The organism is Streptomyces rishiriensis (genome assembly GCF_003112535.1).
Lineage (GTDB): Bacteria > Actinomycetota > Actinomycetes > Streptomycetales > Streptomycetaceae > Streptomyces > Streptomyces rishiriensis.
The window spans coordinates 102,036-122,980 of the sequence record NZ_BEWA01000009.1 but is presented as its reverse complement, the minus strand read 5'-3'; the positions used below and the strand labels follow the sequence as shown (position 1 = coordinate 122,980).

Annotated in this window: 18 protein-coding genes; 3 read left to right on the top strand and 15 right to left on the bottom strand. The window is 72.8% G+C overall.

Translation table 11 applies throughout. The features are described from left to right. Positions 1-50 precede the first annotated feature (50 nt). Both Sri02f_RS16580 and Sri02f_RS16575 read left to right on the top strand, forming a co-directional pair. Positions 51-1,046: an aldo/keto reductase gene (locus tag Sri02f_RS16580; RefSeq protein ID WP_109002083.1), complete on the top strand. Its 996-nt coding sequence runs from the start codon at positions 51-53 to the stop codon at positions 1,044-1,046. A gap of 114 nt (positions 1,047-1,160) precedes the next feature. Beyond that, the gene (locus Sri02f_RS16575; RefSeq protein ID WP_174855658.1) at positions 1,161-2,345 is read left to right on the top strand and encodes a PQQ-dependent sugar dehydrogenase; all 1,185 of its coding nucleotides are present in this window, start codon (positions 1,161-1,163) and stop codon (positions 2,343-2,345) included. A 6-nt stretch (positions 2,346-2,351) separates the two neighbouring features. Here the strand turns inward: Sri02f_RS16575 and Sri02f_RS16570 are convergent, their stop codons facing one another. The 15 genes from Sri02f_RS16570 to Sri02f_RS16500 form a co-directional block, all read right to left on the bottom strand. Continuing rightward, a complete protein-coding gene (locus tag Sri02f_RS16570) occupies positions 2,352-2,612 on the bottom strand; it encodes a DUF6191 domain-containing protein (RefSeq protein WP_109002081.1) in 261 nt (86 codons plus the stop codon). A 75-nt stretch (positions 2,613-2,687) separates the two neighbouring features. Next, a complete protein-coding gene (locus tag Sri02f_RS16565; RefSeq protein WP_109002080.1) occupies positions 2,688-5,729 on the bottom strand; it encodes a helix-turn-helix transcriptional regulator in 3,042 nt (1,013 codons plus the stop codon). Positions 5,730-5,824: 95 nt separating this feature from the next. After that, on the bottom strand, positions 5,825-6,031 hold the full coding sequence (locus tag Sri02f_RS16560; protein WP_109002079.1) for a hypothetical protein: 207 nt from the start codon (positions 6,029-6,031) through the stop codon (positions 5,825-5,827). 197 nt (positions 6,032-6,228) lie between these two features. Beyond that, complete coding sequence (locus Sri02f_RS16555) at positions 6,229-6,807, bottom strand: hypothetical protein (protein WP_109002078.1); 579 nt, start codon at positions 6,805-6,807, stop codon at positions 6,229-6,231. 35 nt (positions 6,808-6,842) lie between these two features. Further along, a complete protein-coding gene (locus Sri02f_RS16550; protein WP_109002077.1) occupies positions 6,843-7,418 on the bottom strand; it encodes a GNAT family N-acetyltransferase in 576 nt (191 codons plus the stop codon). Beyond that, entirely contained in the window at positions 7,396-9,633 is a 2,238-nt protein-coding gene (locus Sri02f_RS16545) for an MMPL family transporter (protein ID WP_109002076.1), read from the bottom strand. The genes Sri02f_RS16550 and Sri02f_RS16545 overlap by 23 nt, the downstream gene beginning before the upstream one ends. Positions 9,634-9,815: 182 nt before the next feature. Then, positions 9,816-10,127, bottom strand: coding sequence for a hypothetical protein (locus tag Sri02f_RS16540; protein ID WP_109002075.1), 312 nt, complete (start codon positions 10,125-10,127; stop codon positions 9,816-9,818). 96 nt (positions 10,128-10,223) lie between these two features. Then, positions 10,224-11,738 carry an Asp-tRNA(Asn)/Glu-tRNA(Gln) amidotransferase subunit GatB gene (gene gatB, locus Sri02f_RS16535; protein WP_109002074.1) on the bottom strand — a complete coding sequence of 505 codons (1,515 nt, stop codon included), beginning with the start codon at positions 11,736-11,738 and terminating at the stop codon, positions 10,224-10,226. Positions 11,739-11,753: 15 nt separating this feature from the next. Beyond that, complete coding sequence (locus Sri02f_RS16530; protein WP_109002073.1) at positions 11,754-11,993, bottom strand: hypothetical protein; 240 nt, start codon at positions 11,991-11,993, stop codon at positions 11,754-11,756. Then, positions 11,990-13,492, bottom strand: a complete 1,503-nt coding sequence (gene gatA, locus Sri02f_RS16525) for an Asp-tRNA(Asn)/Glu-tRNA(Gln) amidotransferase subunit GatA (RefSeq protein WP_109002072.1) — start codon at positions 13,490-13,492, stop codon at positions 11,990-11,992. The genes Sri02f_RS16530 and gatA overlap by 4 nt, the downstream gene beginning before the upstream one ends. Before the next feature lie 5 nt (positions 13,493-13,497). After that, positions 13,498-13,794, bottom strand: a complete 297-nt coding sequence (gene gatC / locus Sri02f_RS16520) for an Asp-tRNA(Asn)/Glu-tRNA(Gln) amidotransferase subunit GatC (protein ID WP_007384860.1) — start codon at positions 13,792-13,794, stop codon at positions 13,498-13,500. Positions 13,795-13,990: 196 nt separating this feature from the next. Beyond that, on the bottom strand, positions 13,991-16,237 hold the full coding sequence (locus Sri02f_RS16515) for a putative bifunctional diguanylate cyclase/phosphodiesterase (protein WP_109002071.1): 2,247 nt from the start codon (positions 16,235-16,237) through the stop codon (positions 13,991-13,993). Between the two features lie 269 nt (positions 16,238-16,506). Further along, positions 16,507-18,699 carry an NAD-dependent DNA ligase LigA gene (gene ligA / locus Sri02f_RS16510; RefSeq protein ID WP_109002070.1) on the bottom strand — a complete coding sequence of 731 codons (2,193 nt, stop codon included), beginning with the start codon at positions 18,697-18,699 and terminating at the stop codon, positions 16,507-16,509. A gap of 15 nt (positions 18,700-18,714) precedes the next feature. Further along, a complete protein-coding gene (locus Sri02f_RS16505) occupies positions 18,715-19,716 on the bottom strand; it encodes a methionine synthase (protein WP_109002069.1) in 1,002 nt (333 codons plus the stop codon). Between the two features lie 70 nt (positions 19,717-19,786). Then, positions 19,787-20,485, bottom strand: coding sequence for an SDR family oxidoreductase (locus tag Sri02f_RS16500; RefSeq protein ID WP_109002068.1), 699 nt, complete (start codon positions 20,483-20,485; stop codon positions 19,787-19,789). Between the two features lie 109 nt (positions 20,486-20,594). Here Sri02f_RS16500 and Sri02f_RS16495 point away from each other — a divergent pair, with 109 nt between their 5' ends. Then, positions 20,595-20,933, top strand: a complete 339-nt coding sequence (locus Sri02f_RS16495) for a DUF427 domain-containing protein (RefSeq protein ID WP_109002067.1) — start codon at positions 20,595-20,597, stop codon at positions 20,931-20,933. The last annotated feature ends 12 nt before the right edge of the window (positions 20,934-20,945 follow it).

Here is a 20,945-nt window from a genome sequence, read left to right as displayed (position 1 = left end):
CCGGCCCAGCGGTTAGGTTGGGGGATCCGGCGAGGGAGGGTCACGAGCAGGTGGAGCGCAGGACGATCGGCGCGGGGGCGCTCGAAGTCGGGGCCGTGGGCCTCGGGTGCATGCCGATGAGCTGGGCGTACAGCGGGTCCCGGCAGCGGGGCGACGAGTCGCTCAGAGCGGTGAACAGGGCGCTGGACGCGGGGTCTTCCCTGCTGGACACCGCCGACATGTACGGCCCCTTCACCAACGAGCTTCTGCTGGGGCGGGTGTTGAAGGAGCGGCGCGCGGACGCGTTCGTGTCGACGAAGGTGGGTCTGCTCGTCGGCCAGCAGCACATCGTCGCCAACGGCCGTCCCGGGTACGTCAGACGGGCCTGCGACGCGTCCCTGAGGCGCCTGCAGACGGACGTCATCGACCTCTACCAGCTGCACCGCGCCGACCCCGAGGTCCCGGTCGAGGAGACCTGGGGCGCGATGGCGGAGCTCGTACGGGCGGGCAAGGTAAGGGCGTTGGGGTGGTGCGCGGTGGGGGCGCGCGGCGGTCGCCGGTCGGGCGGACTGTACGACGGAACGATTCGGCAGCTGCGGCGCGTCCAACAGGTCTTCCCGGTGGGCGCGGTGGAGGCGGAGCTGTCGGTGTGGTCGCCCGAGGCGCTGGAGACGCTGCTGCCGTGGTGCGAGGCCCGCGGCGTGGGCTTCCTGGCGGCGATGCCGCTCGGCAACGGCTTCCTCACCGGCACGCTGAAGCCCGGCCAGGGCTTCGAACCGGACGACATGCGGGCCCGCCATCCCCGGTTCACCGCCGAGATGATGGCCGCGAACCAGCCGATCGTCGCCGGTCTGCGCCGGGTCGCCGCCCGGCACGGCGAGGGGGTGACGACGGCGCAGGTGGCGCTGGCCTGGGTGCTGGCGCGGGGCCGGCACGTCGTCCCGGTGCCGGGCGCCAAGCAGGAGCGCTGGGTGACGGAGAACGCGGCGGCGGCCGGGCTGCGCCTGACGCCGCAGGACCTGGCGGAGGTGGCGAAGCTGCCGGCGGCGCGGGGATCGTGGGAGTGAGTGACGCTTGAGGGTGGCGTCGACGCGGATCGGGAACCCGGGAGACGCGAACTGCGTAGGACTGGGCGTAGGACGAGTGGCGCCTGCCGAGGGAACCGCCGTGCCGAAGGGACCGTGATCGTGGGACGTCGAGCTGTGTCCGCCGTGCTGGCCGTGCTGGCCGGGGGCTCCCTGCTGGCGACGGCCGGCTGTTCCTCCGGCGCCGGCGGGTCGCCGGGCGTCTCCGCCAGCGCCTCCCCGGGCGGCACGACCGCGTCCGCCTCCCCGTCCGCCGAGCGGACCCCGCCCGCGAAGGGCACGGTCACGGTGGTGCGCACGGTCGCGGAGGGCCTGAACAGCCCCTGGGGTCTGGCTCCCCTTCCCGAGGGCGGCCTGCTGGTCGCCTCGCGCGACAAGGGGACGATCACACGCGTGGACGAGAAGACGGGCGCGAAGACGGAGCTCGGCGAGGTGCCCGGCACCGCCGCGGCCGGCGAGGGCGGCCTGCTGGGCCTGGCCCTCTCCCCCCGGTACGCCGCGGACCACATGGTCTACGCGTACGTCACGACGGTCTCGGACAACCGTGTCGTGCGCATGCTCTACGACGCGAAGCGACCGGCCGGGGACGAGCTGGGGGCGCCCGACACGGTCTTCAAGGGCATTCCCAAGGGCATGATCCACAACGGTGGCCGGATCGCGTTCGGCCCCGACGGGATGCTGTACGTGGGCACCGGCGAGACGGGCGACCGGGGGCTGGCCCAGGACAAGAAGTCCCTGGGCGGCAAGATCCTGCGCCTGACCCCGGAGGGCGAACCGGCCGCCGGCGACCCCTTCCCGGACTCTCCGGTGTACTCGTACGGCCACCGCAACGTGCAGGGCCTGGCCTGGGACGCCGAGCAGAGGCTGTTCGCCTCGGAGTTCGGCCAGGACACCTGGGACGAGCTGAACGCGATCGCGCCGGGCGCCGACTACGGCTGGCCGATCGCGGAGGGCAGGAGCGCCGAGGGCAAGACCGCGGACGCGAAGTTCCGCGACCCGATAGCCCAGTGGCACACCGACGACGCCTCCCCCAGCGGCATCGCCTACGCCGAGGGCTCGATCTGGATGGCCGGTCTCAAGGGACAGCGCCTGTGGCGCATCCCCCTCAAGGGCGCCACGGCCTCGGCGGCCCCGCAGGCCTTCCTCGAGGGCGAGTACGGCCGGCTGCGCACGGTGGTGTCGGCGGGCGGGGACAGGCTGTGGGTCACGACCAGCAACACGGACGGCCGCGGCCACCCGAAGTCGGGCGACGACCGGATCCTGGAGCTGCGGGTGAGCTGAGCGCCGTCACCCGTCCCCGGCCGGCGGCTCCTCGCTCAGGGGCTTCTCCCGGGCCGGTTCCTGTCCTGCGGGCTCCTCCCTCGCGGGCTCCTCCCCCGCCGGGTCGGGCTCGGCCGGCCGGACCACGACCTTTCCGGAGGCGAGGTCTATCGGCCCGTGCCCGGGATCGGCGTCGCCGACGTCCTCCCGGGTCAGTTCCAGCCGGTTCTGCTCGTCCCGGGTGTGCTTGCGGCCCGGCGCGAAGAGTTCCTCGAAGGGATTGAACATCGTCCTCCTCTGCCGTGCCTGTCACGGGCCTGAGCCCACATGCCTGGTCACGGGCCTGAGCCCAGTATCGCGCGGTCACCCGGCTTCGGCCCTCGGCGGGAACAGGCGCAGCCGGTGGGCGACCGCCGCCGCCTCGCCCCGGCCCGAGACGTCGAGCTTGGACAGGATGTTCGAGACGTGGACGCTCGCCGTCTTCGGCGAGATGAACAGCCGCTCGGCGATCTGGCGGTTGGTGCGGCCCTCGGACACCAGACGCAGAACGTCCCGTTCCCGGCTGGTCAGGCCCAGGGCGGCGAGCGGATCGGCGGGAGCCGACGGGGCGTCCGGCCGGCCCGCGACGGGGGCCGGGGACAGCCGGGCCCGCCGGCCGAGCAGGGCGACGGCGTCGGCCAGGGGGCGGGCGCCGAGGTGGGCGGCCACCGCGTGGGCGAGGCGCAGGAGCTCGGCGGCCCGCTCGCGTTCGCCGTCACCGCCGGTGGAGAGCAGGGCCTCGGCCAGCCGGAGCCGGGTGCGGGCGAGGTCGTAGGGGCGTTCCAGGTGCTCGAAGGCGGTGACGACCTCGCACCAGTCGTCCGGGTCGGTGCGGCCCTCGGCCCGCGCGAGTTCGGCGCGGACCCAGTGCTCGTGGGCCTGCCACACGGGCGCGATCGTGACGAGTTTCCTGGCGGCGCCGCGGATGCGGGCCAGGAGGTCGGCGCGCCCGGCGTCGGCGGCCGGCAGCGCGCGGGCGTCGCCCTCGACGGAGGCGGCGGCGAGCAGCAGGGGCCACGCGTCGCGTTGGGTGCCGAGCGGGAAGCCGCGGTCGAGAACGGGCGCCACGTGGGCGCGGGCGTCCAGCGGCCGGCCCTGGGCCGCGGCCAGCTGGACGGCGAGGCGGGTGAGGGGAAGGTGGTGCTGGGGGGCGTGCTCCTGGGAGCCGAAGAAGGTCCTCCCCGCGTCGAGTCGGCGCTCCGCCTCGGCGAGATCGCCGCGCGCGAGGGCGAGTTCGGCGCGGAGGGTGGCGTGCACCCCTCGCACAGCCACGCCCTGGCCCACCCGGCCCGCGGCGGCGCACGCGCGGTCGGCCTCGTCCCAGCGGCCCAGGGAGAGCAGGGATTCGGCGAGGTTGCCCCACACCCAGGCCTCGGTGTCGGGCGGTCCGTGCCGTCGCGCGTAGTCGAGGCCCTTCTCCAGCATCGGGACGGCCTCCCGCGAGCGGCCGACCGCCTCCAGTTCGGAGGGGAGGTTGACGTAGGCGTTCAGGGCGACGGCGGGGGCGTCCTCGGCGAGGGCCCGCTCCCTGACCTCGTGCAGCTCCGCGAGTCCCGCCTCGATGTGGCCGGCGTGGACCATGAGGACTCCGAGGATCTGACGGGCGTCGAGCTCGGTCTCGCGGGAGCCGACCATGCGGGCGTACTGCACGGCACGCTCGGCCGCCTGGTAGGCCTCGGGGCCGGGCGCGTGGATCGTGGACCAGTTGGCCATGTGCGTGAGCACCTCGGCGTGCACCGCGCTGGGCGGCAGTCCGCGCAGCAGCTCCTGGGCGGTGGCCAGTTCCTCACGGCCGCTGCCCCGGCCCAGGGAACGGGCCAGCCGGGAGCGCTGCATCCAGAACCAGGCGGCGCGCAGGGGGTCGTCCTCGTCCTCCAGCAGCCGCAGCGCCCGCTTGGCGATCTTCAGGGCGCGTTCGCGTTCTCCGCAGTAGCGGCCGGCGACGGCGGCCTCGGCCATGAGGTCGAGATAGCGCAGCGGGGTGGTGGCGGGGTCGCAGCCGCATGGGGGGTATGCCTCGGTGTAGTCGACGGGGCGCAGCGCGGCCCGCACGTCCTGCGGGGCCGACTCCCACAGTTCCATCGCCCGTTCCAGGAGCCGCAGCTGCTCGCTGTAGGCGCGCCGGGAGCGGGCCTCGACGGAGGCGTCGAGGACGGCGGGCAGGGCCTTGGCCGGGTCGTGGGCGTGGTACCAGTAGCTGGCCAGCCGCATGACGCGCTCGTCGGCGGGGACGAGTGTCGGGTCGCCCTGCAGGGCCTCGGCGTAGCGGCGGTTGAGGCGGGCGCGTTCGCCGGGCAGCAGGTCGTCGCTGACGGCCTCGCGGACCAGGGAGTGGCGGAAGCGGTAGCCGTCGCCGTCGGGGGTGGCGAGCAGCAGGTTGGCGTTCACGGCGGCGCGCAGCGCCTCGATGAGGTCGTCCTCGGCGAGCCGGGCGACGGCGTCGAGCAGCCGGTACTCGACGGTGGAGCCGCCCTCGGCCACGATCCGGGCGACGTGCTGGGTGCTCTCGGGGAGCGCCTCGACGCGGACGAGCAGCAGGTCGCGCAGGGAGTCGGTGAGGCCGGTGCAGCAGCCCTCGTGGGCGGCGACGGCCAGTTCCTCGACGAAGAAGGCGTTGCCGTCGGAGCGGTCGAAGATGTCGTCGACCTGGGCGGGGTCGGGTTCGCGGGCGAGGATGCCGGCGATCTGGCGGCAGACCTCGTCGCGGGTGAGACGGGCCAGTTCGAGGCGGCGGACGGTGCGCAGCCGGTCGAGTTCGGCGAGCAGGGGGCGCAGCGGATGGCGGCGGTGGATGTCGTCGGCGCGGTAGGTGGCGAGGACGACGAGGCGGCCGGTGCGCAGGGTGCGCAGCAGGTAGGACAGGAGGTGGCGGGTGGAGGCGTCGGCCCAGTGCAGGTCCTCCAGGACGAGGACGACCGTGTGCTCGGCGGCGACGCGTTCCAGGAGGCGGGCGGTGAGTTCGAAGAGGCGGGCCATGCCCTCCTCGTCGTGGCGGCCGGTCCGGCTCTGCCCCAACTCCGGCAGCAGCCGGGCGAGTTCCTCCTCCTGGCCGGCCGCGCAGGCGGCCAGTTCGTCCGGCAGGGCGCGGCGCAGGGCGCGCAGGGCGGTCGAGAACGGGGCGAAGGGCAGTCCGTCGGCGCCGATCTCGACGCAGCCGCCGAGGGCGAGGACGGCGCCCCGGCGGCAGGCGGCCGTGGCGAACTCCTCGACCAAGCGGGTCTTTCCGACGCCGGCCTCGCCGCCGATGAGCAACGCCTGCGGCTCGCCCGCCGAGGCGCGGGTGAGCGCCTCGTTCAGGATGTCCAGCTCGTCGGCGCGGCCGACGAAGACGGGGCTGACTGACCTGGTCTCCACGGGGGCGAGCATGGCACGCGGGGACGAGGAGGGCCCAGCGGATATCGCCGGGCCCTCGCCTGCGGGGCGGCCGACCCCCGTACGGCCGCCCCGCTGCGTGTCGGTGTTCACGCCGGCCGGGGGAATCCGAACCGGCGCGGACGGCGGGTATGCGATTTGCTCTCGGCGTCGCCGTCCGACCGCCGGGCGGCGCGTGCGGCGGCTTCGCGGCGGGCGGCGCGGGCGCCGCGGACCGCCTCGTGGGCCATCCGCTCGTCCGCGGCCCGGCGGCGCAGTTCGGTGGAACGGGCCTGGTGGAGCTCGTACTCGTACATGGTGGGTGTCCCCTGAGAGGTCGGTGTCGGGCTTCGCTTGCTGCGATGCCTCCACCTTCGTCTGGCAGGGGGGTGCGCCACATCGGGAGAGTTCCGCATCTTCGGCGGCGGGCGGGGCCTTAGACGCGCCGAAGGGGCCTCAGGCCGGCCGTAAGGTGCTTACGTCCGGCCTGAGACCCCTCGTGACGTGCGTGGACTCAGCCCGCGGAGGGCAGGCCGAGCAGGGCGTCGGTGTACTTCAGGACGGCCAGCAGCAGGCCGACGACACCGAGGGCCACGCCGGCCCAGGAGACCGACTTGATCCAGGCCGCCTGCGGGCGGGCCGGGTTGCCGAAGGCGGGGCGGGCCAGCACGACGACGCCGGTGACCAGCGCGGCCAGTGCGAAGAGGCCGGCCCACAGCGCGGTGGCCTGCCAGGCGTCGCCGTAGATCACCTCCAGCTGCTTGGCGACGGTCGTGCCGGACGAGGCGGACGTCTGCAGCTGGCCGACGAGGGTCTGGCGGGCCCCGGCGAGGGTGCCGATCCAGCTGCCGGTGAGCGAGACGAAGCCGAGCACGGCGGAGACGACGGCGCCCGCGCCCTGGCCGACGCCGACGGAGCCGTCCGCGACGACGGCCTCGTCCCCGGCGGCGAGCTCGTCGGCGTCCTCCTCGGAGTGCGGGGCCTCCTCGGTCACCTCGTCCGCGGCGTCGGTCCCGGTGACGTCCGTCTTCTCGTCGTCGGTCGTGGTCCCGGCGGTCTCGGCGCCGGTCTCGTCAGCAGTCTTGGTTCCCATACCTCGCACCGTACGGACGCTCTCTGAGAGGTCCCTTAATGATCGTCGTGAGCGGCACGCGCGCGTGCGTCGCGCCACTCCTGGGCAAGCACGGACCACACCTCGAGGTCGTGCCGCACCCCACGATAGGGGTAGGCCTGCCGCCGCACGCCGTCGCGGGTCATGCCGAGCCGCCGCGCGACGTTCAGGCTGGGGGTGTTCCCCGCGGAGGCGATCCACTCGATCCGCTGGATCCCGCGCTGCTCCACCGCGAAGTCGATCAGCACCCCGATGGCCCGGGTGACCAGTCCCCGGCCGGACCCCGCGGGCTCGAGCCAGCAGCCGACCTCGCAGTTCCCGGCCTCGGCGTCGAAGTTCAGGAAGAGCACGCCGCCCACGAGCCGGCCGTCCAGCCACAGGCCGTGCAGCGAGCCGGTGTCGGCGGCCCGCATGTCGGCGTAGCGCTGGAGCACCTCGCGCGCGCCGGCCGGGTCCGTGGCCTTCGAGCCGAAGGGGATGTACCGGTTGATGAACTCCCGGCCGCGTTCGAGGTGGGCGAGGAACTCCTCGGCGTGCCAGGGCTCCAGGGGGCGCAGTTCTGCTCCGTCGTCACCCAGCGATATCGCGTACATCCGGTCGCGGCTCCTTCTCCAGTACGTGGCTTGCGTCCACTGCCTGCGCGAGCCTCTCATGGGCGGCGCGGCACTCGGGCGGTTCGATGCTGATCCTCGGCAGGCGTCTGTCCAGCCCGCGGGGCAGCCACCAGTTGGCGCCGCCGAGCAGGTGCATCAGGGCGGGCACCAGGAGCGTGCGCAGCACGAAGGCGTCGAGGGCGACGGCGGCGGCGAGGCCGATGCCGAACATGGCGATCACCCGGTCGCCGCTGAGGACGAAGGCCAGGAACACCGAGATCATGATGACCGCGGCGGAGTTGATCACCCGGCTGGTCTCGGCGAGGCCGACCCGGACGGCGCGCCGGTTGTCGCCGGTCTCCAGCCACTCCTCGTACATCCGGCTGACCAGGAAGACCTGGTAGTCCATGGAGAGACCGAACAGCACCGACACCATGATCACGGGGAGGAAGGGCTCGATCGGCCCGGCCCGGCCGAGGCCCAGCAGCTCGCTCCCCCAGCCCCACTGGAAGATCGCGACGACGACTCCGAACGCGGCGGCCACGGCGGCCACGTTCATCACGGCGGCCTTGAGCGGTATGCCGACGGACCGGAACGCGAGCAGGAGCAGCAGAGCGCCCAGGGCGATGACGACCCCGACGAAGAGCGGCAGTTTGCCGACGATGACGTCCGCGAAGTCGTCGTAGCCGGCCGTCACCCCGCCGACGTGCACGTCGAGCGAGGTGCCGGCCTCCGCGCGGGGCAGCACCTCGGTGCGCAGCCGGCCGACGAGTTCGCTGGTGCGCGGCGACTGCGGCGAGGACTGCGGCACGACCGTGAGGTGGGCGGCGCGGCCGCCGGAGTCGAAGGTCACCGGCGTCACGGACGCCACGCCGTCGACGGCGCGCAGGGCCGTGTCGAGGTTGTCCAGGGCGAGCCGGTCCTCGGCGCCCTGGACGCGGGTCACCAGGGTCAGCGGACCGTTCACGCCGGGGCCGAAGCCTTCGGCGAGGAGGTCGTAGGCCTGGCGCGTGGTGGCCGACTTGGGGGCGTTGCCCTGGTCGGAGGTGCCCAGACGCAGGGAGAGGGTGGGCAGGGCGAGGACCGCGACGACGACGAGGGCGAGCGCGCCGAGCAGCCGGGGGTGGCGCTCGACGAACGCCGACCAGCGGGCGGCGAGCCCGGTCGGCAGCTCGGGCTGCGGCCCGTGGTCGGCGAGGCGGCGCCGTTCGCGGCGGCTGAGGGCGCGCATGCCGATGAACGACAGCAGGGCCGGCAGCAGCGTCACGGAGGCGGCGACGGTGAGCACGACGGTGAGGGAGGCGGCGACCGCCACGCCGTTGAGGAAGCTCAGGCGCAGGGTCAGCATGCCGAGCAGGGCCAGGCACACCGTGGCGCCCGCGAAGACGACGGCGCGCCCGGTGGTGGCCACGGCGTTCGCGGCGGCCTCGGCGACCAGCAGCCCGCGTTTCAGTCCGCGCCGGTGCCGGGTCACGATGAACAGCGCGTAGTCGATGCCGACGCCGAGCCCCACGAGCAGGCCGAGCATCGGGGCGAAGTCGGCGACGGTCATGGCGTGTCCGAGCAGCGCGATCGCCGCGTACGCGGTGCCCACGCCGACCAGGGCGGTGGCTATGGGCAGCGCCGAGGCGGCGAGCGAGCCGAAGGCGAGGAAGAGCACGACCGCGGCGACGACCACGCCGACGATCTCGGCGGCGTGACCGCCGGAGGACTCGGTGAGGGCGATCGCGCTGCCGCCCAGTTCGACCTGGAGGCCGTCGCCGCGGGCGGCCTGCGCGGTGTCGACGACGGCCTGTGCCTCGCCGCGGTCGACGTCCTCGGCGCGGTCCTCGAAGACGACGGTGGCGTAGGCCGTGCGCCCGTCCTTGCTGATCTGCGCCGGGCCCTGCCCGTCGTAGGGGCCGGACACGGAGGCCACACCGGGCAGGTCGGCGATCTTCTCCAGCGTGCGGGTCATGGTCTGTTCGACGTCGACGGCGCGGACGGCGCCCGCCGTGGTGTGCCAGACGACGGTGTCGCTGTCGCCCCCGAGGTGCGGGAACGCCTCGGCGAGCAGCTGGGTGGCGCGGCCGGACTCGGTGCCCGGGACCTCGTAGTCGTCGGAGTACGCGGAGCCTGCGACGACGGCCGCCGTGGCCGTGCCGCCCAGGGCGAGCAGCCAGAGCACCACCACGAGAAGGCGGTTGCGGACACACCAACGTGCGAGGGCTGCCACTGACGTGCTCCCGGAGATGAATTGTGGATCTTTGACCGGGAAACAGCCCGCAAAGAACGTATGAGGGATACGGGTTCACTCTTGCAGGCGCGCGAGATCGTCGGCCGCGTTCGTGTGGCTTTTCACAGGAGTGGGAGGCAGATCACAGGACAATAACGTCCGTGCTGTCAGGGCAGGGCACGTCAGTCGGACTGGTCGCCGAACGCCATCACCGTCACGCCGGCGACGAGCAGCCACAGGGCGCGCCGGGTGCGGCCCCGGGAGCCGAAGAACGCGGCGAGGGCGCAGACGGCGGCGCCGAGGGCGTAGGCCGCCGGGACGAGGGCCGGAGCGGAACGGGAGAGGCGTATGAGGGACGCGGCGAGACCGGCGAGGGTGAGCAGCGCTCCGGTGGCGGTCGCCGTCCAGCGGGCCCGTCGGGCGTCCTCGGTGCCGTACTCCTCGTCCGGGTCCTCTGTGTCGCTGTGGGGTTCGGAGTCGGTTCGTGCACTCATGGCGGGCGAGCGTAGCGCGTCGTGCCCGGCACAGGGGAAACCAGGGAAGAGGGGTGCACCGGCTCGCGGTGCACCCCTTCGGGAGTCCGGCGGGGCTCAGCCCTCGCTGACGCCCAGCTTCTCCAGGATCAGCTCCTTGACGCGGGCCGCGTCGGCCTGGCCGCGCGTGGCCTTCATCACCGCGCCGACCAGGGCGCCGGCCGCCGCGACCTTGCCGCCGCGGATCTTGTCGGCGATGCCCGGGTTGCCCGCGATGGCCTCGTCGACGGCCGTGCCCAGCGCGGAGTCGTCGGAGACGACCTTCAGCCCGCGCTTGTCGACGACCTCGTCCGGGCCGCCCTCGCCCGCGAGGACGCCCTCGATGACCTGGCGGGCCAGCTTGTCGTTCAGGTCGCCCTTGAGCACCAGCTCGGCGACCCGCGCGACCTGCACCGGCGTGATGGCCAGCTCGTCGAGCGCGACCCCCGACTCGTTGGCGCTGCGGGCCAGTTCGCCCATCCACCACTTGCGGGCCGAGGCCGCGTCGGCCCCGGCGTCGATGGTGGCGACGATCAGGTCCAGCGCGCCGGCGTTGAGGATCGACTGCATGTCGAGGGCGGTGATGCCCCACTCGGCGACCAGCCGGTTGCGGCGGGCCAGCGGCAGCTCCGGCAGCCCGGCGCGGATCTCCTCGACCCACGCGCGGGACGGGGCGATGGGCACCAGGTCGGGCTCCGGGAAGTACCGGTAGTCCTCGGCCTCCTCCTTCACGCGGCCCGAGGTCGTGGTCCCGGTGTCCTCGTGGAAGTGGCGGGTCTCCTGGATGATCGTGCCGCCGTCGTTCAGCACGGCCGCGTGCCGCTGGATCTCGAAACGGGCCGCACGCTCCACGGACCGCAGCGAGTTCACGTTCTTCGTCTCGGACCGCGTGCCGAACTTCTCCCGGCCGTGCGGGCGCAGCGACAGGTTCACGTCGCACCGCATCTGGCCCATCTCCATGCGGGCCTCGGAGACGCCGAGCGCCTTGATGACCTCGCGCAGCTCACGCACGTAGGCCCGGGCGACCTCGGGAGCACGCTCGCCCGCGCCCTCGATCGGCTTGGTGACGATCTCGATGAGCGGGATGCCGGCGCGGTTGTAGTCCAGCAGCGAGTGGGACGCGCCGTGGATGCGGCCGGTGGCGCCGCCGACGTGGGTCGACTTGCCGGTGTCCTCCTCCATGTGGGCGCGCTCGATCTGCACCCGGAAGGTCTCGCCGTCCTCCAGCTGCACGTCGAGGTAGCCGTCGAAGGCGATCGGCTCGTCGTACTGGGAGGTCTGGAAGTTCTTCGGCATGTCCGGATAGAAGTAGTTCTTCCGGGCGAAGCGGCACCACTCGGCGATCTCGCAGTTCAGCGCGAGACCGATCTTGATCGCCGACTCGATCCCGATCGCGTTGACGACCGGGAGCGCGCCGGGCATGCCGAGGCAGGTGGGGCAGGTCTGCGTGTTGGCGTCCTGACCTAGCTCGGTCGAACAGCCGCAGAACATCTTCGTCTTGGTGCCGAGTTCGACATGGACCTCGAGGCCCATGACGGGGTCGTACGACGCGAGTGCGTCCTCGTACGACACCAGGTCGGTCGTGGTGGTCACGGTGAAACTTCCCTCTCAGCCCAGCAGGACGTCGTCGTCGCCCAGCCGCTTCAGCTCGCGGTACAGGATGGCGAGGCCGGTGGCGATGGCGACGGCGGACACGGTGGCGTCGATCAGGACCAGCGTGTCCTTCTCGGCACGGGCCTTCTTGAGCCGCTTGGCGACGCCGAACGCGCCGAACGCGGTCCCGGCGATGGACAGGTACGTACCGGACTTGGACTTCTTGAAGCCCTTGGCCTTGTTCAGTGCGCTCACAGCGACGGAGCCTCCTCGAGAAGCGGGTGACCCCACCTTTCCACGAAGGCGGCCTCGACGGCGGCGCCGACCTTGTACAGACGGTCGTCCTTCAGCGCCGGGGCGATGATCTGCAGCCCGACCGGGAGGTCGTCCTCCGGGGCGAGACCGCAGGGCAGCGACATGGCCGCGTTGCCCGCGAGGTTGGTCGGGATGGTGCACAGGTCGGCCAGGTACATCGCCATGGGGTCGTCGGCACGCTCGCCGATCGCGAAGGCGGTGGTCGGGGTCGTCGGCGAGACGATCACGTCGACCTGCTCGAAGGCCTTCTCGAAGTCGCGCGTGATGAGCGTGCGGACCTTCTGCGCGGAGCCGTAGTAGGCGTCGTAGTAGCCGCTCGACAGGGCGTACGTGCCGAGGATGATGCGGCGCTTGACCTCCGGGCCGAAGCCCGCCTCGCGGGTGAGGGAGGTGACCTCCTCGGCCGAACGGGTGCCGTCGTCGCCGACGCGCAGGCCGTAGCGCAGGCCGTCGAAACGGGCCAGGTTGGACGAGCACTCGGACGGCGCGATCAGGTAGTACGCCGACAGGGCGAGGTCGAAGGACGGGCAGTCCAGCTCGACGATCTCGGCGCCCAGCTCCTTCAGCAGCGCGACGGACTCGTCGAACCGCTGGATGACGCCGGCCTGGTAGCCCTCGCCGCGGAACTGCTTCACGACGCCGACGCGCATGCCGTCGACGCTGCCGTTGCGGGCGGCCTCGACGACCGGTGGGACGGGCGCGTCGATGGACGTCGAGTCCAGCGGGTCGTGCCCGGCGATGACCTCGTGCAGCAGCGCCGCGTCCAGGACCGTGCGGGCGCAGGGGCCGCCCTGGTCGAGGGAGGACGAGAAGGCGACCATGCCGTACCGCGAGACCGCGCCGTACGTCGGCTTCACGCCGACCGTGCCGGTGACGGCGGCCGGCTGGCGGATGGAGCCGCCGGTGTCGGTGCCGATGGCCAGCGGCGCCTGGAAGGAGGCGAGCGCGGCGGAGGAGCCGCCGCCGGAGCCGCCGGGGATCTTGGTGAGGTCCCAGGGGTTGCCGGTGGGGCCGTAGGCGCTGTTCTCGGTGGAGGACCCCATGGCGAACTCGTCCATGTTGGTCTTGCCGAGGATGACCACGTCGGCGGCCTTCAGCCGCTTGGTGAGCGTCGCGTCGTACGGCGGGATCCAGCCCTCGAGGATCTTCGAGCCGACGGTCGTCGGGATGCCCTCGGTGGTGAAGATGTCCTTCAGCGCGAGCGGGACGCCGGCGAGGGGCCCGAGCTTCTCGCCCCGCTCCCGCTTCGCGTCGACGGCGCGGGCCTGCGCGAGGGCGCCCTCGCGGTCGACGTGCAGGAAGGCGTGGACCTTCTCGTCGACGGCCTCGATGCGCGCCAGGTGCGCCTCGGTGACCTGGACGGCCGTGAGCTCGCCGGAGGCGATCCTGGCCGCGGTCTCGGCGGCCGTGAGCTTGATGATGGTGACGTTGTCCGTCATGGCGGTTAGTCCTCCCCCAGGATCTGCGGCACCTTGAAACGCTGCTGCTCCTGGGCCGGGGCGCCGGAGAGCGCCTGCTCGGGGGTGAGCGACGGACGGACCTCGTCCGCCCGCATGACGTTGGTCAGCGGGAGCGGGTGCGAGGTCGGCGGTACGTCTTGGTCGGCGACCTCGCTGACGCGGGCGACCGCGCCGATGATGTCGTCCAGCTGTCCCGCGAAGTGTTCGAGCTCTTCGGGCTTCAGCTCCAGACGCGCCAGCCGGGCGAGGTGGGCGACCTCCTCGCGCGTGATGCCAGGCATGCAGCGTTCCTCTGGGGTGGAGTGAGTGTGTGGTCCGGCCCAATCCTAGGGTGCGGGGCGGCTTACGCGTGAAACGGTCGGGCCTGCCTCCCGGGTTCCCACCGGCGTCCCCCGGCTGCGGCGACCTCGCCGGGCCCCGGCCCACGGCAACGGGCGGACGGGCGAACGGGCGGGGCGGAGGAGGCGGAGGAGGCGGCTACTCGTCCGACGCGGCCGCCGGGAGGGCCGCGGCGGGGCGCTGCCAGCCGCGTGAGCCGCGGGCGCGCAGCCAGGCCGTCGTCTCCTCGGGGGGCATCGCGGCGGCCACCAGCCAGCCCTGGACCGCGTCGCAGCCCAGATCGCGCAGACGTTCCCATGTCTCGTCGTCCTCGACGCCCTCGGCGACCACCAGCAGGCCCAGGGAATGCGCGAGGTCGAGGGTGCAGCGCACGATCTCGGCGTCCTCGGCGTCCACGGCCAGCCGGGCCACGAAGGAGCGGTCGATCTTCAGCTCGCTCACCGGCAGCCGGCGCAGATGGACCAGGGAGGAGTAGCCGGTGCCGAAGTCGTCCAGGGACATCTTCACGCCGTGGCCGGTCAGCGCGTTGAGGGTGTCGGCGGCGCGCTGCGGGTCCTCCAGGAGGACGTGTTCGGTGATCTCCAGTTGGAGCGCTCCCGCGGGCACTCCGTGCCGGGCGAGGCGCGCGGCGACGGATCCGGCGAACCCCGGAGTGTGGACGTCGCGGGGGGAGACGTTCACCGCGACCGGGACGTACAGGCCCTGCGCCCGCCACCGGGCGACCTGGGCGAGCGCGGTGTCCAGCACGTACTCCGTCAGATAGGGCATCAGCCCGGACGACTCGGCTATCGCTATGAACTCGTCCGGCGGCACCTTCCCGCGCTCCGGGTGCACCCAGCGGACCAGGGCCTCCAGCCCCGCCACCTGTCCGTCGAAGCGGACCTTCGGCTGGTAGTGCAGCTGCACCTCGTGCGCGTCGAGGGCGCGCCGCAGGTCGCCCAGCAGGCCGAGCCGGTCGGGGGTGTTGGAGTCGCGCTTGGACTCGTACACCTCGACTCCGGTGCGGTCCCGCTTGGCCTGGTACATCGCCACGTCGGCCCGGCGCAGCAGGCCCTCGGCGTCGAGCGCGTGGTCGGGGAAGACGGCGACCCCGGCGCTGGCCTCCAGCACGAGGGTGAGGCCGTCGAGGTCGAGCGGCGAGCTCAGGTCGGCGACCAGGGCGCGGGCGATCCGGCTCGCGGAGGTGGTGGAGTCCGCGACGGGCAGTAAGACGGCGAACTCGTCCCCGCCTAGCCGCGCGACCTCCGCCCCGCGCGGGAGAGCGACCCGCAGCCGGTCGGCGATCTGCAGCAGCAGCCGGTCTCCGGCGAGATGACCGAGGGTGTCGTTGACGGAGCGGAAACGGTCGAGGTCGATCAGCATCAGGGCGGCCCGGGCGCCGATGCGTTCGGCGTCGTCCAGGGCGGTCCAGATGCGCTCCAGCAGCCACTGGCGGTTGGGCAGCCCGGTGAGCGGGTCGCGCAGTTGCTCCTCGGCGCGGGCGCGCGCGATCCACAGGGTGGAGTCGAGGGCGATCAGCGGGATGGCGAACAGCGGCAGCAGGACGGGCTTGGCCAGGGCCACCACGCAGATCAGCGGGGCGATGCCCAGCAGGGCGACCGCCACCAGGCCCTGTCTGACCAGGGCGGTGCGGGCGACGGTGGGCAGTCCGCCGACGCGGGGGGCGTGGAGATACCACAGCAGGACGCGGGTGACGGCGAGGTAGGCGACGGCCACCAGGATGACCTGGGGGGCGGTGTAGAGCGACCAGGTGCCGGGGGCCCAGGGGCGCTCCACGGACGGTATCCGCCCGCAGGCGGCCAGCAGGAGCGCGCCCGCGCCGATGCCGAGGACGTCCACCGCGCCGTGCAGGACGCCCTGCCGCCAGCGGTGGCGCCGGGCTATGCCGACCAGCACGACGACGGTGAGGCTGACCATGCCGGCGGGCACCCAGCCGTACAGCAGCAGCACGGCGAGGGTGAGCGCGGCGCCGGATCCGGTGCCGCCCCACCAGCGGGCGCGGCCGAGCAGGACCAGGTGTCCGACGATGACGCCGGCCAGGACGGCCAGCGCCCAGCCGGCTTCGCCGGACGGGAAGAGCGCGTGGCCGTCGGTGAAGGCGCGGTAGAACCCCGCGCCGAGAGCGAAGGCGGCGGCGCCGACGACGGTCGAGGGCAGCGCGGGCCAGGACAGATGCCGGTCGGATGCGGCGCCGCCGGGCAGACCGGGAGGCGGCTGGACGGAGGCACGCGCGTCCAGGGTGGAGTGCGGCTCGGTGTGCGGCACGTACGCCTCCGCGCCCGGACGCCCTTCGGAGCGCTCCGTCCACCAGGTCCCCCACCAGACGCCGGCGACCCGGCGTCGGCGCACCGCCTCGTCCGGGGCGGCGCTCTCGGTCGGTTCCATTCCCGTCCCTCTCACAGCCGGCGGTGCCCACGCCACGCGGCCCGTTGCCCGACGATCCGGGGCGGCGCCGCGTTGGAAAACCCTTCCTTCTGCCCGCCAGGAGCAGAGGGATGCCCCGACCGCAGCTGGGCACGGCAGGCGCACGCCTCAACAGTAGGCCGCAGAAGGCTTCCACGGGCAGCGGTCGCCGACGGTTGCCCGAATGCGCCCCGGCCACCCGTATGCATCTGGTATGCGCCGATCGGGTGGCCTTCAACCGCCGCTCCGCGCTACTCCTCGGTGGGCAGGGCCGCTTCGGAAGCCGCCTCAGGACCGTGTTCCAGCAGGACGGTGAAGCCGTCCTCGTTCAGGACCGGAACCTTGAGCTGCATCGCCTTGTCATATTTCGATCCGGGGCTGTCACCCACAACGACGAACGAGGTCTTCTTCGAGACCGAACCGGTGACCTTCGCTCCGCGGCTCTGCAGGGCGTCCTTGGCGCCGTCCCGGGTGAAGTGTTCGAGGGTGCCGGTGACGACGACCGTGAGCCCTTCGAGGGGACGCGGCCCTTCGTCCTCGGCGGAACCCTCCTCCTCCATGCGGACGCCGGCCGCCTTCCACTTGCGCAGGATCTCCTGGTGCCACTCCTCGGCGAACCACTCCTTGAGGGAGGCGGCGATGATGGCGCCGACCCCGTCGGTGGCCGCGAGCTCCTCCTCGGTGGCCCGCTCGATCCGCTCGATCGAGCGGAATTCACGGGCCAGCGCCTCCGCCGCGACCGGTCCGACATGGCGGATCGACAGGCCGGTGAGGACGCGCGCCAGGGGGCGTTCCTTGGCGGCGGCGATGTTGTCGAGCATGGCGAGCGCGTTCTTCTTGGGCTCGCCCAGCTGGTTGGCGAAGACCGTGGCGATCTTCTCCTCGCCGGTCTTCGGATCCCGCTTGGGCAGTCCGCTGTCCTGGTCGAGGACGTACGCCTTGATGGGCAGCAGCCGCTCCACGGTGAGGTCGAACAGGTCGCCCTCGTCGCCCAGCGGGGGATCAGCCGGCTCCAGCGGCTTGGTGAGGGCGGCCGCGGCCACGTACCCGAAGTGCTCGATGTCCAGCGCCTTACGGCCGGCCAGGTAGAACAGTCGCTCGCGCAACTGGGCCGGGCAGGTGCGGGCGTTGGGGCAGCGCAGGTCGACGTCGCCCTCCTTCATCGGCCGCAGCGGTGTGCCGCACTCGGGGCACTCGGACGGCATCACGAACGCGCGCTCGGTGCCGTCGCGCAGGTCCGCCACCGGTCCGAGGATCTCCGGGATCACGTCACCGGCCTTGCGCAGCACCACGGTGTCGCCGATCAGGACGCCCTTGGCCTTGACGACGTCCTGGTTGTGCAGGGTGGCGAACTCGACCTCGGAGCCGGCCACCGTCACCGGTTCGACCTGGGCGTACGGCGTGACACGGCCGGTGCGGCCGACGCCCACCTTGATGTCGACGAGCTTGGTGTTGACCTCCTCCGGCGCGTACTTGTAGGCGATCGCCCACCGGGGCGCGCGGGCCGTGGAGCCGAGCCGGCCCTGGAGCCGGATCTCGTCGAGCTTGACGACCACGCCGTCGATCTCGTGCTCCACGGAGTGCCGGTTCTCGCCGTAGTAGGCGATGAACTCCCGTACGCCGTCGAGGTCGTCGACCACCTTGTTGTGCCGCGAGGTGGGCAGACCCCACGTCTTGAGCAGGTCGTAGGCCTCGGAGAGGCGGCCGAGGCCCTCGTAGCCCTCCAGGGCGCCGATGCCGTGCACGACCATGTGCAGCGGGCGGGACGCGGTGACGCGCGGGTCCTTCTGGCGCAGGGAACCGGCCGCCGCGTTGCGCGGGTTGGCGAAGGGCTTGTCGCCGGACTCGACCAGCCGGGCGTTGAGCTCCTCGAACTTCTCCATCGGGAAGTAGACCTCGCCGCGGATCTCCACCAGGGACGGGACGCCGTCGCCCGTGAGCCGGTCGGGGATCTCCGCGATGGTGCGCACGTTGGGCGTGATGTCCTCGCCCGTACGGCCGTCGCCGCGGGTCGCCGCGCGCGTGAGACGGCCGTTCTCGTACGTGAGGTTGACGGCCAGACCGTCGACCTTGAGCTCGCACAGGAAGTGGTGGGTCAGGGAGCCGACGTCCTTGTGGACGCGTTCGGCCCAGGCGGCGAGCTCCAGGTCGTCGAAGGCGTTGTCCAGCGACAGCATCCGCTCGCGGTGCTGGACGGCCGTGAACTCCGTCGCGTACGCGCCCGCGACCTTCTGGGTCGGCGAGTCGGGCGTGCGCAGCTCGGCGTACCGCTCCTCCAGCGCCTCCAGGGCGCGCAGGAGCCGGTCGAACTCCGCGTCGCTGATGACGGGAGCGTCCTTCACGTAGTACCGGAAGCGGTGCTCCTCGATCTGCTCAGCGAGCTGCGCGTGCTGCTCCCGTGCCTCCGAGGGCACCGTCGTCTCCGCTTGCCTGTCGCCGGCCACCGTGTCGTCCTCCCGTTACTCTGGGTTGTCCGCGAGGGATCTCGCCGCCCGGACGCAGTGGGCGAGGGCCTGGCGGGCGTACGCGGGAGAGGCCCCCGCGAGTCCGCACGACGGCGTGAGCGTGACCGCCTCCGCGAGCAGCCCCGGTCGCAGCCCCAGCCTGCGCCACAGCGTCCTGACACCCCTGACGCTACCGGCAGGGTCTGACAATGGGGCGTCCACGCCGGGCACGACACCGGCGAAGAGCCGGGTGCCCGCCTCGACCGCTTCACCGATCACGTCGTCGTCACGTTCGGTGAGGAGCGAGAAGTCGAAGGAGACCGCCGCCGCCCCCGCCCGGCGCAACAGGGCGAACGGGACGTCCGGTGCGCACGAGTGGACCACGACGGGCCCGTCGTCGTGAACCCCCATGACGTCCCGGAGCGTGGACTCCACGAGCTGCCGGTCGACGGCCCGGTGGGTGTGGTAGCCGCTGGCGGTGCGCACCTCACCGCGCAGGACGGCGGTGAGGGACGGTTCGTCGAGCTGAAGCACGACCTGGGCGCCCGGCAGACGCCGCCGCACCTCGTCGAGGTGCAGGCGCAGGCCCTCGCCGAGGGAACCGGCGAGGTCGCGGCGGGCTCCGTGGTCGGAGAGCACCGACTGACCGTTCTTCAGCTCCAGCGAGGCGGCAAGGGTCCACGGTCCGACGGCCTGCACCTTCACCTGGCCCTCGTAGCCCTGGGTGAACTCCTCCAGCGCGTCCAGGTCCTCGCCCAGCCAGGACCGGGCCCGCTTGGTGTCCCGGCCCGGCCGGTCGCCGATCCGCCACCCGCTGGGCTCCACGCGCGCGTACAGCTCGACGAGCATCCCCGCGGTGCGGCCGATCATGTCCGCGCCGGGGCCGCGGGCCGGCAGTTCGGCGAGGAACGGGAAGTCCTCGAAGGACCCGGTGGCGGCCTTGGCGGCCTCGCGGGCGTCACCGCCCGGCAGGGAGCCGACGCCGGTGGCGGGACCAAAACTGAAGTGTGCGTTCACAGGTGAAGCCTACGTAGCCGCGGAGGCCCGTCCGTCCCGCGCGGGCCGGTTCCCGCCCGCGCGGCCGTCCTCAGCTCCCCGGGCGCACCGTCAGGTCGTTGACCTCCGCGTCCCTCGGCAGGTCGAGCGCCATCAGGATCGTCGTCGCCACCGACTCGGGGTCGATCCACTCCGTGGGGTCGTACTCCTTGCCCTCCTGCCGGTGGACCTTGGCCTGCATGGGGCTCGCGGTGCGGCCGGGGTAGACGGAGGTGACGCGGACGCCGTTGCCGTGCTCCTCCTGGCGCAGCGAGTCCGCGAGCGCCTTCAGGCCGTGCTTGGAGGCGGCGTAGGCGGACCAGTCGGCGCTCGCCCGCAGTCCCGCCCCGGAGTTCACGAAGAGCACATGGCCGCGGGCGGCGCGCAGTTGGGGCAGGAAGTGCCGGGTCAGCTCGGCGGGGGCGATCAGGTTGACGTTGAGCTGGTGGCGCCAGGTCTTCGGGGTCAGGTCGCCCACCGGACCGAGGTCGACCACTCCGGCGACGTGGAGCAGGGAGTCCACCTGGCCGGGGAGCGTCTGGTGCGAGAAGGCCCAGCTCAGTCTGTCGGGGTCGGCCAGATCGCCGACGAGCGTGCGCGCGCCCGGGAACAGCGCCGCGAGCTCCTTCGCGCGGCCCGCGTCGCGCGCGTGGAGCACGAGTTCGTCCCCGCGCGCGTGCAGACGGCGGGCCACGGCCGCGCCGATGCCGGAGCCCGCTCCGGTGATCACATGAGTAGCCATGCCCGCCATGCTCGCATCACCTACGGGTCGTCGAGGCCGGCGGCCGAGTGGAAGACGCGGATCCGCATGCGGCCGCGGTGCGCGGGAAGAACCGGGGGCCCGCGCGTGCTGTTCCGGTATGGCCAATGGACACACGATCACGATCGAGCGGGACGACCGGCGCATCAGGGTCGTCCACGGGGACCAGGTGCTGGCCGAGACGGGCCGGGCGCTCGCACTGCGCGAGACCGGCTGTCCGGTGCGGTACTACATCCCCGCCGAGGACGTACGGCTCGACCTCCTGACCCCCTCCGACACCCACACGCACTGCCCGTTCAAGGGAACGGCGTCCTACTGGTCGCTCCCGGACGCGGCCGACCTCGTCTGGTCCTACCCCGACCCGAAGCAGGACGTCGCCGAGATCAAGGATCATCTCTGCTTCTACGAAGTGGAAGTCTCGCCGGCGGAGGTGTCGTAGGCCGATGAGTGC